This window comes from Nocardia sp. NPDC058519 (assembly GCF_042719755.1).
GTDB lineage: Bacteria > Actinomycetota > Actinomycetes > Mycobacteriales > Mycobacteriaceae > Nocardia.
This window is the reverse complement of record NZ_JBHXNK010000022.1, coordinates 82,959-98,890: the sequence shown is the minus strand read 5'-3', so window position 1 is coordinate 98,890 and position 15,932 is coordinate 82,959. Positions and strand designations below refer to the sequence as shown.

Sequence of the window (15,932 nt, the reverse complement as noted above, 5' to 3'; positions counted from 1 at the left end):
GGAACGAACAGACGTTGAGAATCGACAGCGACATCGATCAGGCCGAGATCAGCACCGGTGCCGACCTGCGGCTCGAGTACCGCGGCGAGCCGTTCACCGGTGAGGTGGTCACGACGGTCGGCGAGCAGTTGCTCTCACAGACGTTCTACGTCGACGGCATCCCGCACGGCCAGGACCGGGAATGGTGGGCCGACGGCGTACCGATGGCGGAGGGCCGGACCGAGCACGGTCGCCCGGTCGGCACCTGGCGCCGCTGGCATCACAATGGTCAGCTGGCCGTCGAGAAGCAGTTCGACAGCACCGGCGATCTGGACGACGTGCGCAGCTGGGATGAAGACGGCAACGAGATCGAGGGAGGGTGATCCGTGACCGATCCTGATGTGAGTTTCACGCTGGCGGCGACGATGTCGACCGCGGCGGCGCCGCAGGGCGATACGGCCGAGCGGACGACGGCGTTGAGCCATCGGATCGCGCGGGAGGTGGCGCGGCTCGGGCCGCCCGGGTGGGTCGAGGTCGAGGCGTCGTTCGCGATGACGGCGGCCGCCGAGATCACGCTCGTCGTGTTCGGTGACGGCGAGGATCGGATCGCGCGGGTGTTCCCGACCGACGAGATCCTGGCGATGTTGCGCGAACATCGCCATCTGTCAGCCTCTTTCGGTGACGGACCGTGGTGGCGATACCTGCTCTCGATGACCAGCGAGGGCCGGATGGACGTCGACTACGACTACGGCGACGAGCCGTTCCCGGACGACCAGCTCTTCCCGCCGACGGTCTACCGCACCGACATCGAGATCTACCCGCGTGAGCGCCTTCCGGTGTGGCTGGCCGCCTACCTGAACCATGGCGACAGACAGGTGCGAACCCCGCGGCTCGCGGCGGAGCAGGCCCGTGCGGACGCGGCGGCGGGCACGGTGGCGACGAGGTCGGCGCCCGATGTGGAATTCCCCGCGTTGCCGGAGATGACGAGCCGGTGGGCGCTGATCGCCGCCGCGTTCGTGGCCGTCGAGTCGGACTTGGGCCCGCGCGCCGCCCCGGCGTTCCTGGTATTCGAGGGCACGAGCCGCGGCGGCGCGACACTGTGCAAGCTGCCCGGTGACCGAGCTGTGCTCTCCGGCGGCGTCTGGGACGCACCGGAACTCGACGCCGCCTACAACGGGGTCGGCACCTTCCCGCAGCTGTACCGCGGTGCCCCGAGCTGGGTCGCCGATGTGGTGCTGAACCGCCGCGCGGCCAACGGCCTGCTCACCTTCTGCTACTGGTGGGAGGGCGGCCACTGGCATCGCGGTGACTCACCGCGCGCCGACGACCTCGCTGGTGCCGTGCCCGGCGTGTGGTCCGCACAGACCGTCGTCGACGTCATCGCGAGCCGCCTCGGCGACGCCGCCTCGGCCGCCCAGCTCGCCGCGATCCCGGCGCTGGTCCGGGCCGCCGAGCAGTCGTCGATGACCCACGAACTGTTGTCGGCGGTGTTCCCCGGCACCGGTTTCGATGTCGACGGTGCCTGGTTCCAACTCACCGTGGCCGGACTGACCACCGAGCGCCGAGCCGAGGTGGCGGCCGATGCTTGAGCGCGTTCCCAGCGACGATCCACAGTTGGTCATCGACCCGCAGACCGGCCGGGCGACCTACCAGGGCCTTCCACTGAGCGGCATCGTCGTGGAGCGAGCCGCCGACGGCGACATCTCGGCGATGCGCTCCTACAAGGACGGTGACCGCTCGGGCACCTGGCAAGGCTGGTATCCCGGTGGAGGCGAGCGCTATAGCGGTGCCTACTTCCGCAATCGCCACATCGGAACGTGGCGGGAGTGGTTCCCCGACGGCAGCCCCGCGGTCGAGGACGACTACACCTTCGCCGGTGAGCAGCGTTCACACAAGCGCTGGGACGAGACGGGCATGCTGGTCGAACACGTCAACGACCGCACGGCCAAGGGCATCGACCCGGATGCCATCGACCTCAACGGGCCCGATGTAGAGATCGATCAGTTCACGAATGCAGTTGTCGTGGAGGGTGTTCCGTACTCAGGTCAGGCGATCACCCGATCCGTCCCGGACGATGACGAGGCCCCGATCGTGCGCGTGAACACCTACCTCGACGGTCGTCCCGAGGGCCACGGCCGTACTTGGTACACCGACGGCACCCCCAAGAGCGCGGGCATGTTCAGTGCTGGACATCCGGTCGGCACCTGGCAGAACTGGCTCCCCGACGGCACCCAGAGCGAGCCGCTGGAGTATTCCGACGCGGGCAAACTCATCCGATGAAAGGCAATGACGTGCAACTCGCGCCGGTCGCGATGTTCCGGGAGCTCTACGCGGGCGAGCGGGACGAACTGCCATCGATCTACGACGCCCTGACCAGCGCCCTGGAACCCGATCGCCCCGAAATCCTCGACTACATGCGCAAATCCGCGCGCGGTCTGGACGTGATGGAATCGCTGCCCGACCTGTTCGAACCGGGCGCCTACATCGAGGGCGCCCCGTCGCTGCACACCGACGGCACCTGGATCTGGCGCACCGATTCGCTGCGCTACCTGATCCGCGAACCGTTGGCGCTGCCGGTCGAGTTCGTCGAATTCGTGCGGGCGGCCGGCTACGAGCCGACGCCGATCGAGCGCAGTCCGGAACTGAGCGCGGCGGTTCGTGCTTGGTGGTGAGCCATGGGTTGACCAACGGTAAACGAACGAGTTTGTTTGTGTACATATGGAATTCGCTGACACGCCAGTAGAATCGTGTGCGAACCGAACGATTCGGTGGGGTTCGCCGCGCCTGGTTCGTCGGTGATCTGGACGACAGAGGGAGGGCGCCTACATGGCACCGACACCATCAGCTGCGCAGCAGTGGTCGGGACTCAAGTCGGCCGCGTCGGGTGGCCAGCTCTTTCTCGCTCCGAGCGCGCTGACGAATCTGGTCCATGCCTCCAATGACGCTCGGATCCAGGTCAATTCCGTCACAAAGGAGTTGCACCTGATCGACAAGCTGGCAGCGTTCGCCGCCATCTTGCCGTCGGCGAAGGATCTGGCCGACCAGTTCTCCGCCAAGGGTGCCGAACTGCGGGGGATTCTGAAGGACCACGAGGGCATCCTCGACGATATCGGCGACACATTCATGAAGTCCGCCGAGCATTACAAGGGTGAGGACTCCGGCTCCGGCGTCGACATGGCACAGCTGCGCAAGGAGCGTGCGGACAGTAAGACCAAGACCCACAGCCTCGGTCCGCGTGACGCGCCGACGGACCTGAAGACGGGCGGTGGCGGGTCGACTACGGCCCAGCACCCGGATGCCATCATTCCCGGTCTGCTCGCGCCCACGGGCCAGACGCCCGACGGCGGTAGCTACTTCGTCCTGCCCATCGACACCCTGGGCCGGAACAAGGGCCGGGAGGGCAACAAGTGGGGCCTGCCCGCGGCGCTGCTGCAGAACCAGGCGTTCGACAAGGGCAAGGTGAAGGGCGAAGATCCCGGCCATTACACCTACGACCAGTGCGTGACGATCGCCAATTCGATTCTGCAGGGCAACACCCCCCGCGCGGTTGCCCAGGCCTCCGCGGACTGGAGCAAACTCGCCCGCGATCTGCACCTGGGTTTCGATGGTCTGCGCAAGAAGGTCGAAGCCAGCAAGGAGCATTGGACCAGCCCGAACGGTTCGAACGGCGCCGACCGCGCGCAGGGCGCGATGGCGGCCTACGCCGATGCGAACGACACGCTGGTCACCCGGGTCGCCCTGATCGGCGTCGCGCTGGAATACGCGTCCGAATGGCTGTATTCGACGGGGTTCGACATGACGCAGGCGATGGCGCAGACCGGGTCCGCGCCCACGTCGCTCTATGTGACGGAGCCCGAGCAGGAACAGAAAGAGATCAAGCGCCAGGCGGCGATCGGTGTGCTGCGGATGGTCTACGTCCCCGGTGTCAACGCCACGTCGGGCGTGATCGCCCAGCTCCCCGATGCCACCCCGCCGACCACCGGCGGTGGCCCTACCGGCCCCGGTTCCAACAACAACAACAACGGCGGCGGGACGACGAACGGCCTCGGCGGGGCGACCCAAGGCGGAGGCCGGAAGGGCAACGACCCGGGCAAGAAGCAGCCGCCGGGTCAGGGCGACAAGGACTCGCCGGACAAGAAGGATCAGCAGCCGGGCGACAAGGGCGGCGGCGACAAGGGCGGCGGCAACCAGGGCGGCGGCAATCAAGGAGGCAGCCAGGGGTCCGGCGGATCCGGGAGCGGCCTTTCGGGTTTGCAGTCCGGCCTGGCCGCGGCGCAGCAGGCGCTGCAATCGGGTCTCGGCTCGAACAGCTCCGCCGGTCCGGCGTCGAGCCTGGCCGGGCTGTCCGGCCTGTCACCGGCGGAACTGGCGGCCGCGGCAGCCAAGAAGACCGGTGCGGCGAGCAAAGGCGGCGGTGGCGGTTCGGGCGCGGGCGGTGGTGGCGCCGCGAAGGCGGCGGGCCAGAACCTCAACGCCTCCAAGCTGTTCCCCCGAGCCAGCGCCGCGATCCCCGTGGCCGACGCGGGCGCACGTGCCGGGATGGCCGCGGGCGCGTCCTCCCCGGGTATGCCGATGGGTGGCATGCCGATGGGTGGCGGCGGCGCCGGCGCGGGCGGTGGCCAGCAGAAGGAACACAAGCGCGCCGACTACCTCGACTCGACCGAACACCTGGAGGAGGCGATCGGTGCTGCGCCGATCGTGGCACGGCCGGTCGTCGAGCAGTGACGGCACCTACCTGGGAGTTCACGGGGCACGAGTTCGACGCGATCTGGGAAGCGGTCGACGAGGGAACCATGCCCGCGCCGTTCGTGTATCGGTGTCCGCCGAGGACATTCGAGGAAGGCGAGTATCAGCGCAAGCAGCTGTGGGCCGAGCTCAGGCAGCGGTGGGGACGCGACCTCGACGACATGATCGAGGTGTTGGTGCGCCCCGATATCCGGGTGGTCGTGCGTGGATACGGCGGCGGTGACACCGACACCGATCCCGCGCTCGCGGTGCGGCTGCTGGCGGTACGTCGAGGTGATACCGGATACGTGGTGCGGCAGACGCCGGGTGAAACCATCTACGACGCCACCGGATTCACGGTCGCCCAGCACGACGCGCTCAGCCTCGGTGAGGTACTCGCAGACCTGATGCCCACCGTCGGAGGCGGCCGCGAACGCGAGATCGAACTGGCCGAGCCCAGTGCCGCCGAGTTCGACTACGGTTACGGCCGCTCGCTCGTGCAGCACTACGACGACGAGGTCTCGGATAAAGCGACGGCCTTTCGCGAGGCGCCCGACCGTCGGTCGGGAACTGTTGTCATCGAACAGGGTTGGTCGCGGTTCGGCCCGCGCGGGGTGGTGCGGATGTCGATGGGCTGGCGGGATCTGGTCGACGACGGTCGCTATTTCATCGTGCCGGGGGCGCCCACCGTGGCCGTCGGCGCGGACAAACGCCGGGTCGTCGGGCTGATCAACGCGCAGATCGCCGAAGTTGTCAGAGCCATCAGGGATGATCGGTCGTAGGAGGGGAAGATGGAAGAGTTTCCGACCGAGTTCACCGCGTCCTCGCTGACCGGTGCCATCGTGGTGCGAACCACGGAACAGGGTCTACCGGTCGGCATCACCGTGGATGCCGACGAGCTGCAACAGGATCCGACTGCGTTGGCGGCCGAGGTGTTACGGCTGTGTCAGAAGTCGGCGAAGCGTGCCGGGCTGGCGCGGCGCGAACAGCTGGCCGCGGTCGGCTTCGATCCGAAGTTGCTGGCCGCGACCGGCTTACCCACCGAGGCCGAGGTCGCCGCGGCGGAAATCGTCGAAGAGCAGGAATACGACACCGAGCCGCAGAGTTGGCTACGCTCGGTCTGAGACGAAACACGGGAAGGGGAGACCCATGGTCGAGTCGATGGACGAGCTCATCGCCCAGGTACAGGGTCAGCTGTATCGACTGCAGGACCTGCAGGAAGCCACCACCGGGATCCGCGTCGAGGAGACCTCGTCGGACGGCGCGGTGACGGTGGTGGTCGACGGCGCGGGCGCGCTTGTCGGCCTCGACTTCTCGGGGGCGATACGCGGGTTGAGCCCGGCGGAATTCGAGCAGGTCCTGGTGCAGACGGCCCATGCCGCGCTGTACCGCGCCTATGCCGAGCGGGGTGCGTTGGTGACCTCGTTCAACGGCTCCGGCACGTGAGTTTTTACTTTATTTCACCGGCGGGACATGTAGCGCCGGTCGTTATCGGGTAGATAAAGTAACGAAACATATAGAGCTGTTTCAAGATTGGACTCGAGGCCATGAATCATGTTGCGGTAGTTCCCGATGCAGTTCGTGCCTACGCCGGGGCGTCGGCCACGATGGCCGCCGGTGTCGCACAGGCGGGTGCGGTCGACCAGGCCGCCACCGTCGCCGCGGTCGTTCCGGTGTTCGGGCTGATCGGCCAGGAATTCCTGATGTCGTTCGCGTACGCGCAGACCAACCACCTCACCTCGGTCACCGAGCTCGCCGCGGTGCACGCCGGTACGGCGCTCACCTCGGTGCAAGCCGCCGCTACCTATGAGGGCGCCGACGCGGCCTCCGGACTAGGTATCGGGACGGTCATCCACTAGCCATGAGTAATCCGGGGGTGTTTTCTACAACGGGGGCGGTTCCAGATCCGTCCGTGCTGGAACTGTTGCGCGGCAGTTCGTTGGCGCCGATGCTCGACCAGCCGGTCGGCGCGGTGCTCGGTTCGATGGGGCTGCCGCAATTGCCGCAGCTGCCAGAGTTCATCGCGCTGCCGGAGCTGCCGCCGCTGCCGGTCATCGATCTGACCGCGCTGATGCAGCCGCTCACGCAGCTCGCTTCGGCGTTCGGCACCGGCCAGCTCGGTGCCACGACCAGTTCCGACGGCTCGAACGTCAACCCGGCCGACATGTTGTCGAATGTCGGCACGGTTCTGCAGGAGATGATGTCGCTCGGCTCGACCGCGCTGACCACGGTGATGCAGCTGTGGCAGAGCGCGGCGGCGAGCCAGGCCACCGAGAAGGCGACCGCGGCCCAGTCCGACGGCGCCGAGCTCGCGAAGCAGAGCGCGCAGGAGAAGGCGGTGCTCGGCAATGCGGCGGGCACTGTCGCGGTCGGGTCGGCGAAGTTGGCCGCGGTGATCGCGCGGTACTCGGCGACACTGGCACTCGCACCGCTCTACGCGGCGACCCCGGTCGGGCAGGCCGCGTTGGTCGCGGCGACGGTCGAGGCGATCACCGAGGGGCTGGCGATCACGGCCGAGACCAAGGTCGAACTCATCGGGCACAGCGGTGAGATGACCCAGGCCGGGCAGAAGGTGGACGTCACCAACGCGCCGTCCGGGGTCAGCTCGTCGGGGTCGGACTCGATCTCGCAGCTGATGAGTTTGATCTCGCCGCTGGTCAGCACCGCGACCACGGTCACCGAGAAGCTGACTTCGCTGGCGGCACAGACCAGTTCGCTGTCCACCTCCGATGCGAAGACCACGACCGGCGCCCCGATCTCCGATACCGAGGACGCCGCGAAGACCGCGGGTGCCGGGTTCGGTGGTGGCGGCGGCGGAGTCGGTGGTTTCGGCGGCGGCGCGGCGAGTACCTCGACACCGCTGAGCCAGTGGCAGGGTCGCGGCGCGCTCACCAGCGCGGGCGCGGGTGCCGCGCCCGGCTCGGGCGCGACCACTTCCGGTGCCACGACGACCGGTGGCACAACAGGTTCCGCGCCCGGCTATATGCCGATGGGTGCGGGCGCCGGCATGGCCAGGGGCAGCGACGGCGCGAGCGAGGCGGTGCACAGCCAGCTCGTCACCGGGCATCACGGCGACGAGGTCGTCGGTGAGATCGACGGTGTCTCGGCACCGGTGGTCGGCGCGACCGCGCAGCAGGCGGCGGCGAGCGCCGATGTGCCGCCGGACAAAGAACTCAGTCTCTGACCCAGGTATCGCGAACCACCAGGAGTAGTCATGAGCAACACTTTCGAATTCGACGCCACCGCCGCCGCTAAGGCAGCGAACGCCCTCGACGCGCTGGTAGACCGGCTCGGTACCGAGCTGACCGCCGTCGCACCCGTACTCCAGGTCCCGCCCGCGGGCACCGACGAGGTGTCGGGCCGCGCGGCGCTCACCGCCAACGGTGTCGCCGACGACTTCGTCGGCAAGACCGACAGCGGTGTGCACGAGATGCGCAAGCTGGCCGCCGGTCTGCGCGCGCAGGTCGCCGAGTTCGACCAGATGGAATCCGACAACACGGGTGGCTTCGGTAGCCGATGATCGAACCTCCGCAGCCCGGTTTCACCGGTGTGGTGTGGGAGGCGCGTGAGCCAGAGCGGCTGGCCGTCGACCTCACCACCGGTCCGGGCCCCATCCCGATGGCCGACTCGGCCGCCGCCTGGACGCGGCTGGCCGCGGCCCTCGGTGCGGCCGTGCTCGACTACGAGCAGGTGCTGCGGACCCTGCGTGGGTCCTGGCAGTCCGGTCGCAGTGACGAAGTGTGGGAACGGATCTCGACGCTGCGTGAGTGGCTGATCGAGACTGCCGCGGCGGCCACCGCCAACGCCGCCCGCATGCACGCCCAGGTCCTGGCATACGAGCTCGCGAAGCGGGCCATGCCGGGTGCCACCGAACTGGCGGCGATCAGCGAGATGCAGAAGGCGATCGAGCAGATCGGCGCGGTTCTCGGCGCGCCGGTCAAGGCGATCGCGGCTCAGACCGACGCCGACGCCGACGCGGCGACAGCCCTCGCCTCACGGGTGATGCGCAGCTACGAGGCCGCCACCGAACCGCTTGCCACTCCGTGGCTGCATGTGTCGGCACCGCCGATCGTGCCGGAGGCGGCCCTGATCGCCGAACGTTCCGGCAGCGCGGGCGAGACGGCGACCGCCGCGGCGGCGACCGCCGGACGTCTCGGCGCGATCGGTGCCATCGTGCTGCCGCCGTTGCCCGCACCGGTCCAAACCGCTTATCGCGCACCGATTTACGCGCAGACCAGCGCTCCGTTGGTGACCGCGACGACGGGCACACCGGTGGCCGCGCCGGGCGCGCAGGCGGCGCCGATGGTGCCGGGCGCGATGGCGCAGGGCGGCGGTGCCCAGGAAGCGCCCCGGTTCCCGCGCGCCGGACTGGCCTACGAGGAATCCGATCAGCTCGTGACCGAGGGCGAGATCCAGGCCGCGCCCGCGGTGCTCGGTGCCGTCGAACGCTCGGGCCCGCAGACCGGAACCGCGCAGACGGGCGGGCACTCGTGACCACGCTGACCAACGACTCCCTGCTCGCCGTCGCAGACCGCCTGGGTGTGCAGACACTGCCGCTGGTGCTGGCCGTGCGGCCGCAGCAGGACACCATGGAAGCCTGGCAGGCCGCACGTGACAGCGCGGTCGCCGAGCTCGGCGACCGCGGCATCTTCGACGAATACGGTGACGTCGAGCCGGGTCTGGCCGACGCGCTGCACATCCTCACCCAGCCCGACGCCGAGCTCTCCGGCCGGTCCTTCCACGCGACCGAGACCCGCCGGATCTGCTTGGCGCGCCGGGGGAATCGGCACGCGAGCGTGGTCCGCACCGGCCCGGAGTTCGAGATCGCGACCAGCGGCATCGACGGCTCGGCCGCCGAACTGGCCCGCTCGCTGCTGGCCGCGCTGCCCGACTGCGCGCCCGCCGAGGTCGCTGGAACCAGCGTGCCCGCCGACGATCTGGCCCGTCGCCTCGACGCGGCGAACACCACCTCCGACTACGTGGACGCGATGTACGCGCTCGGCATCGACGCGCACGACGCGACAGTTCTCGGCGCGGCCTTCGGCTCCTGCCACGGCTACACCGAGATCGTCGCCGCCGTCCACCACGACGGACTGACCACTCAGGCCCCAGGCGCGGTCGCGGTGTACGACACCGCGCGCGGCCGGATCGTCGTCGCTCCGATGACGGCCCCTGACGGGCGCCTGTGGTCCACCATCACGCCGGGCACCGATCATCGCCTCACCCAGGCCATCGGTGCGCTCCTCGAGGGGCTACCCGGTGGGAGGTGGCAGCCCGATTAGCCAACTCCGCTCCACCCATCAAGAAGGAAAGGTTCGACAATGCCCCCTCAGGGACCAGTAGGCGTAGAAGCCGGTGGTATCGACAAGGTCGTCTCCAATCTCCAGGAAACGATCAGCAACCTGCGTAGCTCCGTCAACGAGATCGACAGCGCCGCCCAGGCAGTGCTGCGCGGTTGGAAGGGCTCGGCCTCCGACGAATTCGTCAAGGTGGCCAAAGCCTGGCACGACGAATCCGAGGACCTCAACAAGCGGTTCGACCTGTTCGAGCAGGCGGTCGGCGCGGGTAAGAACACCCTCGTGAGCATGGACGGGGAAGGTCTCACCGGTGGCGGTGGCGCCGCTTCCTCCTCCGCTCCGCTCACCTCGCTCTAGTACACCGACTCATACCGAAAGGATTCGACGCATGACCATTCTTTACGATCCCGCGGCGATGAACGAACTGTTCAACGATCTGCAGACCTACGGCGGCAAGATGAAGGGCGAGATCGCCGCTCTGGAAGGTGCCGCGAATGACTACAAGGCCAACCTCCAGGGTGAGAAGGCCCAGGCCGGCTTCCAGGACAAGTACGACACCCTGCTGATCAAGGACGGTGGTCTCGAAGACACCCTCCAGCGTCTTGATGCGCTCGCCGCTCAGGTCGAGTCCGCGCTCAACCGCGCGCTCGAGGCCGACGGCAAGGTCGGCGACGGCTTCGCTGACTTTTAAGCAGCATCGAAGAACGGCCCGTGTGGAATTCCGCACGGGCCGTTCGGCATTGGAATCAGCGAGCCGCCAGCGACTCGCCGATGTAGTGCATCTCGTCCGGCGTGGTGACCATCGTGACGGTGGCGCTGCCGGTGCTGGTGCGCACGGTGATCCGGTTGGGCGAGCGCGGGTCCTGGATGAGGGTGACGTCGGGATCGACGGCGTCGGGTTCGCGTTCGGTGGTGCGGACTTCGACGATGGTGGCGCCGCCGAGATGGGTGGTCGGCGCCATGCCGTCGTAGACGAGCACGGTCGTGGTCGGGAACGGCGCCTCCGGTGTCGGCGGGGGCCCGAGCTGGGGTGGCGGGGTCGCGCCGGCCGCGTGCGGGGCGATCGAGAGCAGTTGGGGGGTCGCGAGATTGGCGACCATCGACTGCCAGGCATTGGGGCGGGTGGTGTGGACCACGGCATGCGCGCCGAGCGCGGTGGCCCGCAGCACGACCTGCTGGGCGAGGTCGAGATTGCCGATCACGTCGACGTGGCGGGTGCCCGCGCCGATCAGCGGGACCGCGATGCCCTGGCCGCGTTCGTCGGCGCCGATGAGCTGACCGCAACCGGTGGTCGGCACCGCGATATCGGTGAGCGCGGCGAGGGTGCCCCGGTAACCGTCGCGACCGGCGAGGTCGTCGGCGGCACCGAGGGGCAGGGTGTCGAGCAGAATCCGGCGCTGCCTGCCGGGCAGTTCACGCAGCCCCGGTAGCGGTGGCTCGGCGAGTTCCTCCCTGGTGTCGAACCGGACGACGGCGTTGAGCACCACCGTGCCCGCCAGATCGTCGCGGGAACTGCCCGCCCGCCCGCCGGGATGCAGCCGCAGCGTGACAGTGGTCGACAGCGAGGGCGTCGCCCAGATCGCGGCCAGCCCGCCGCTGCTGATCATCGGGGCGGTCAGCTGGTAGTGGGTGAGGTGCCTGCCGAGACCGGACAGGCCGATCGCCGTCTCGGCCACCTCGGCGGGTTCGAAGCCGTGGGTGAGCTGACGCAGGGCCGCGTTCATCTCGGTGGCGGTGAGCACCGAGGCCTGGACGTCGCGGGCGGCCAAGCGGTTGGCGACGCGGCGGGTCGCGATGATCACCGTGCGCAGCGCGCCTTCCGCGCCACCCCCGCGCTTGTCGACGGCCGCGGTGTTGCCGAGCGGGTCGAGTCGAAGCACCAGCCAGCAGGTGCGATGCGCGACGGCGGGCAGCGGGCCGAGGATCCGGTCGTACAGCTGAGCCGCGGCGCCGGTGCCCGCGGTCCTCGCGCCGGTGGCGATCACATCGATGCTCACCAGCTGGATATCGAATTGCTCCAGGCACTGGGCGATTTCGGTGAGCGGCAGCAGTTGATCGGCGCTGAGCGCACCGCCGCGCAGCAGTGTCAGGGTGTCCGGCGGCGGGTCGATCCGCAGCATGGTGAGCAGCAGGTCGCCGTCCCAGCGCACCCCACAGCCACCGCCTTCGGCCAGCGGCACGTCGAAAGCGGGGGCGCGGTCGAGGGTTTCGGAGCGGGCACCGACGCGGCGCGCGATCCAGCCACCGAAGCGGATCGCGATGCCACGCCCGCGGATCGGGGTCAGCCCGATGAGCAGGACGGCCACGGCCCCACCGATCGCGCCCGGGATCGATTGCCACAGCGCGATGACCACCCACGCGATCGTGGCGGCCAGGACCGCGACGGGCACGAGGGCCCGCAGTGGCAATACACGGAACAACCAGAATTCCGGATCACGTAGGGTGTCGTAGACGTCGCCGCCCCCGCTGGTTTGCTCGGCGTTCACTTGATTGTTCAAACCGCTTGTCCCTGTTCGGTGTACGTCGTTTCATCGGCGAAGCCCGCACCGGCGTTTACGGTACCGTGTCGGCTGTGCCCGCACAGTTGACGACCAAGGCCCAGGTCAACGGTTACCGGTTTCTCCTGCGACGGCTCGATCACGCGCTCGTCCGCCGCGATGTGCGCATGTTGCACGATCCGATGCGTTCGCAGAGCCGGTCACTGATGGTCGGCGCGGTGCTCGGTCTGATCATCGTCGCCGGTGCCGCCATCATGAGTTTCCTGCGCCCGCAGGGTGCGATCGGCGATTCACTCATCGTCACCGGGAAGCAGAGCGGCGCGATGTATGTGGTCGTGGCGTCCGCGGACGGCGGCAAGGCCCTGCATCCGGTACTCAATCTCGCCTCCGCCCGGTTGATCGCGGGCTCGCCGGCGGAACCGAACTCGGTCAAGGACGCCAAGCTCGGTTCGATGCCGCGCGGGCCCCTGCTCGGGATCCCCGGCGCACCCGCCGCGATGCCGGGCTCGGTGCAGGGCGCGCGATCGGACTGGACGCTCTGCGAGACCACCCAGCTGTCCATCACCGGTAGCGCGGCGGGCGCCTCCGGCGGCACCACCACCGTGATCGCAGGCCGACCGGCCCTCGGTGACCGGATCGCCGCGACCGGCCGCGACGACGCGCTCCTGGTCCGCCGCGGCGACAAGACCTTCCTGGTCTACAACGGCCTTCGCACCGAGGTCGACACCGCCAACTCGGTCATCGCCCGCACCCTGAACCTGTCCGGGCAGCGACCACGCCCGATGGGCACCGGCTTCCTCGGCGCGACCACCCAGGTACCGCCGCTCGCGGTGCCGACGATCGCGAACGCGGGCACGCCAGGCCCGGGAAAGCTGGCGAATGTGCCGGTGGGCGGTGTGATCTCGGTGGGCGCCGACAATTACGTCGTGCTGGCTGACGGTGTGCAGAAGATCACCCCGTTCACCACCCAGTTGCTGCGCAACGCGGATTCACAGGGGATGCGCGAGATCGCTATCGTCCCGCCGGACTTCCTCGATCGTATTCCGGTGCTGACCACCCTGCCCATCGACGATTTCCCGGTCATGGCGCCGCGGATCCTCGCCCCCGAAGACGCCCCGGTGGCCTGTGTCGGCTGGTCCAAGGCGCCGGGAACCGCGGCATCGCAAGGCAAGTCGCCGGACGGGCCGGACGAGCGTTCGAAGCTCACCCTGCTCGCCGGGCAACGGCTCCCGCTGCCCGACTCGGCCAAACCGGTCTCCCTCGCCACCGCCGACGGCACCGGCGACCGCGTCGACACCGTGTACCTGCCGCCGACCTCGGGCGAATTCGTCCAGGTCACCGGTTCCGACCCGGGTAGCCCGCGCCGCGAATCGCTGTTCTACGTGGCCGACAGCGGCATCCGCTACGGCATCCCCGACGCCGCGGTCGCCGCCGTGCTCGGTCTCGGCGACAAGCCGCGGCTGGCGCCGTGGGCGATCGTCGGGCAGCTGGTTCCCGGCCCGACACTGTCCGTGAAAGACGCTCTCACCAGCTATGATTCGCTGCCGAGCGGGCGCTGATCAGCGCAGCGACTCGGGCAGCTCGCCGACGTTGAGGGTGGCCAGGATGCCCTTGAGCGCGATCTGCATATCGGGTTCCTCGATGCGCATCAGGACGTCGTCATCGATCTCGGCCAGGTCGACGTCGACGTCGTTGGCCAGGCGGAACTCGCGTTCCTCCTCGGCCGCCTCGATGACATTGCGGATGAAGCGACCGTTGCCTGCCAGGTCGACGCCGCGACGCGGCTGTCCGCTCTGATCGGTGCTCTCGACCCCGTACAGGAACGAGCAGGCATCGATGAGCGCGACGCCCGCCGCGTCCGACAGCTGCGAATCCCTACTGCCCGCGATGATCTCGCCGATCTGGCCCAGCTCGTCCGGCGTGTAGGACGGGAACTGCAGGCGCTTGGCGAAACGCGACGCCAGACCGTCGTTGGCGGCCAGCAGTCGGTCGATCTCGCCGTCGTAGCCTGCGATGATGACCACGAGCCGGTCGCGGTCGTTCTCCATGCGGGCCAGCAGGGTGTCCACGGCTTCACGGCCGAAGGCGTCGCCGCCGGACAGGCCCGTCTGGATCAGGGTGTAGGCCTCGTCGATGAACAGCACGCCGTCCATCGCGGAGTCGATCAGTTTCTCGGACTTGATCGCGGTGCCACCGAGGTTCTGGCTCACGAAGTCGACACGTTTGGCCTCGACCACCTTGTCGGTCTTGAGCAGACCGACACCGCAGTAGATCTTGGCGACCACCCGGGCGATGGTGGTCTTACCCGTTCCTGGCGGCCCGGTGAAGGCCAGGTGCTGACCGCGCGACTGACTCGAAAGGCCCTTCTCGGCACGGATTTTCGCCAGCTGTGCCGAGGACTGCAACTTCGCGACCTGCGTCTTCACCGAGGCGAGGCCGACCTGCCGGTCGAGCTCGGCGCGCGCCTGCGCGAGCACGGTCTTGGCGCGGTTCTCGGCCTCGGCCTCGTTCATCTGGGCCATGGTCGGCGCCGAGGCGGGGTCCCACTTGTCGGTGCGCGCGTCGATGGATTCGCGGCTGGTCACCGTGATCCGGAAGGTGCGGTCGCGCATCGCGGTGGTGTTGGCGACGAAATCGGGCGCCTGCGAGTAGACCTGCTCGAACAGCGCCTGGGCTTCGCCGTCGTTGCCCATCTCGCGCAGGCAGAGACCGCGGCTGTGCATGGCGTGTGCTCTGGCGAGCGGAATCGGGCCTGCCTCAGCCTGCTCCATGCGGCGCACCGCCTCACCGAAGAGACCGAGCTGGGCGCAGGCGGTGCCGACCATCACGTGCGCGCCGGTGCCGAGATACGGGTCGGTCCACTGTGCCGAGCCCGACAGCACGGTCATCACATCCGACCAGCGCTGGGTGTTGTAGTGCAGGATGCCGCGCACGTAGAGGCAGATGAGGTCGTCGTGGGCGCGATCGGGATCGTCGGTGCGGGCCTTGCGGATTCGGTCGAGCTCGTCGAGCAACTGCTCGGCCTGCGCGTACTCCTTGTCGGTGATGAGCTGGGCGATCCAGGCCAGCCAGATCTCGGTCAGGCTCGACAACGGGTAACTGATGTAGAGACCCGGCTCGAACTTGCCGCTGAGCGCGCGTGGCGTGAGGCCGAGGCGGCGCTGCTCGCGGCCGAGGGAATCGGTGCTGGTGCGGAACAGGTTCGAGAGCACTTCCCTGGTGAGCTCGCCCGCGGCGGCACGGCCGAGCCATGCGTCGCACATCGACGAATCCCATTCGGTCGCGCGCTGGAACGCCAACTGGGCGTACTCGAGATCGCGTGCCGATTCCTGGCCTTCGATCGTCAATCCGAACGAGAGAACGCCTGCGTCGAAAGCACGCTGGGCCTGGCGAATATCTGGCATATGGTGTCGGACCCCGGAATCGTTTCTCT

At 68.6% G+C, this 15,932-nt stretch carries 18 protein-coding genes; 16 read left to right on the top strand and 2 right to left on the bottom strand.

The window, feature by feature from the left end:
* The first annotated feature begins 14 nt into the window (after window positions 1-14).
* The 15 genes from ACFWPK_RS23505 to ACFWPK_RS23435 all read left to right on the top strand — a co-directional run bounded on the left by ACFWPK_RS23505 (window position 15) and on the right by ACFWPK_RS23435 (window position 10,692).
* Entirely contained in the window at window positions 15-362 is a 348-nt protein-coding gene (locus ACFWPK_RS23505; protein ID WP_378919092.1) for a toxin-antitoxin system YwqK family antitoxin, read from the top strand.
* A gap of 3 nt (window positions 363-365) precedes the next feature.
* Window positions 366-1,568: a hypothetical protein gene (locus ACFWPK_RS23500; RefSeq protein WP_378919091.1), complete on the top strand. Its 1,203-nt coding sequence runs from the start codon at window positions 366-368 to the stop codon at window positions 1,566-1,568.
* Complete coding sequence (locus ACFWPK_RS23495) at window positions 1,561-2,259, top strand: toxin-antitoxin system YwqK family antitoxin (protein ID WP_378919089.1); 699 nt, start codon at window positions 1,561-1,563, stop codon at window positions 2,257-2,259. The genes ACFWPK_RS23500 and ACFWPK_RS23495 overlap by 8 nt, the downstream gene beginning before the upstream one ends.
* Window positions 2,256-2,651, top strand: a complete 396-nt coding sequence (locus ACFWPK_RS23490; RefSeq protein WP_378919087.1) for a hypothetical protein — start codon at window positions 2,256-2,258, stop codon at window positions 2,649-2,651. The genes ACFWPK_RS23495 and ACFWPK_RS23490 overlap by 4 nt, the downstream gene beginning before the upstream one ends.
* 154 nt (window positions 2,652-2,805) lie before the next feature.
* A complete protein-coding gene (locus ACFWPK_RS23485) occupies window positions 2,806-4,704 on the top strand; it encodes a hypothetical protein (protein ID WP_378919085.1) in 1,899 nt (632 codons plus the stop codon).
* Entirely contained in the window at window positions 4,701-5,486 is a 786-nt protein-coding gene (locus ACFWPK_RS23480; RefSeq protein ID WP_378919083.1) for an ESX secretion-associated protein EspG, read from the top strand. Before ACFWPK_RS23485 ends, ACFWPK_RS23480 begins: the two co-directional genes overlap by 4 nt.
* Window positions 5,487-5,495: 9 nt before the next feature.
* Entirely contained in the window at window positions 5,496-5,828 is a 333-nt protein-coding gene (locus ACFWPK_RS23475; RefSeq protein ID WP_378919081.1) for a hypothetical protein, read from the top strand.
* 25 nt (window positions 5,829-5,853) lie between these two features.
* Window positions 5,854-6,150 carry a YbaB/EbfC family nucleoid-associated protein gene (locus ACFWPK_RS23470; RefSeq protein WP_378919079.1) on the top strand — a complete coding sequence of 99 codons (297 nt, stop codon included), beginning with the start codon at window positions 5,854-5,856 and terminating at the stop codon, window positions 6,148-6,150.
* A 101-nt stretch (window positions 6,151-6,251) separates the two neighbouring features.
* Complete coding sequence (locus ACFWPK_RS23465) at window positions 6,252-6,563, top strand: type VII secretion target (RefSeq protein WP_378919078.1); 312 nt, start codon at window positions 6,252-6,254, stop codon at window positions 6,561-6,563.
* 53 nt (window positions 6,564-6,616) lie between these two features.
* Window positions 6,617-7,888, top strand: a complete 1,272-nt coding sequence (locus ACFWPK_RS23460) for a hypothetical protein (protein WP_378919076.1) — start codon at window positions 6,617-6,619, stop codon at window positions 7,886-7,888.
* 30 nt (window positions 7,889-7,918) lie between these two features.
* Window positions 7,919-8,224, top strand: coding sequence for a PE family protein (locus ACFWPK_RS23455; protein ID WP_378919074.1), 306 nt, complete (start codon window positions 7,919-7,921; stop codon window positions 8,222-8,224).
* Window positions 8,221-9,198, top strand: coding sequence for a PPE domain-containing protein (locus ACFWPK_RS23450; RefSeq protein WP_378919072.1), 978 nt, complete (start codon window positions 8,221-8,223; stop codon window positions 9,196-9,198). Before ACFWPK_RS23455 ends, ACFWPK_RS23450 begins: the two co-directional genes overlap by 4 nt.
* Window positions 9,195-9,986 (top strand): ESX secretion-associated protein EspG, encoded by a 792-nt coding sequence (locus tag ACFWPK_RS23445; protein WP_378919071.1) that lies wholly within the window; start codon window positions 9,195-9,197, stop codon window positions 9,984-9,986. The genes ACFWPK_RS23450 and ACFWPK_RS23445 overlap by 4 nt, the downstream gene beginning before the upstream one ends.
* 39 nt (window positions 9,987-10,025) lie before the next feature.
* Entirely contained in the window at window positions 10,026-10,358 is a 333-nt protein-coding gene (locus ACFWPK_RS23440; protein WP_378919069.1) for a WXG100 family type VII secretion target, read from the top strand.
* Window positions 10,359-10,389: 31 nt separating this feature from the next.
* Window positions 10,390-10,692 carry a type VII secretion protein EsxR gene (locus ACFWPK_RS23435; RefSeq protein WP_378919067.1) on the top strand — a complete coding sequence of 101 codons (303 nt, stop codon included), beginning with the start codon at window positions 10,390-10,392 and terminating at the stop codon, window positions 10,690-10,692.
* 55 nt (window positions 10,693-10,747) lie between these two features.
* On the opposite strand, the gene eccE is transcribed toward ACFWPK_RS23435, so the two are convergent.
* Window positions 10,748-12,499: a type VII secretion protein EccE gene (gene eccE, locus ACFWPK_RS23430; protein WP_378919065.1), complete on the bottom strand. Its 1,752-nt coding sequence runs from the start codon at window positions 12,497-12,499 to the stop codon at window positions 10,748-10,750.
* A 74-nt stretch (window positions 12,500-12,573) separates the two neighbouring features.
* On the opposite strand from eccE, the gene eccB reads away from it, so the two are divergent.
* Entirely contained in the window at window positions 12,574-14,058 is a 1,485-nt protein-coding gene (gene eccB / locus ACFWPK_RS23425) for a type VII secretion protein EccB (RefSeq protein ID WP_378919064.1), read from the top strand.
* Here the strand turns inward: eccB and eccA are convergent, their stop codons facing one another.
* On the bottom strand, window positions 14,059-15,903 hold the full coding sequence (gene eccA / locus ACFWPK_RS23420) for a type VII secretion AAA-ATPase EccA (RefSeq protein WP_378919062.1): 1,845 nt from the start codon (window positions 15,901-15,903) through the stop codon (window positions 14,059-14,061).
* Window positions 15,904-15,932: the final 29 nt, after the last annotated feature.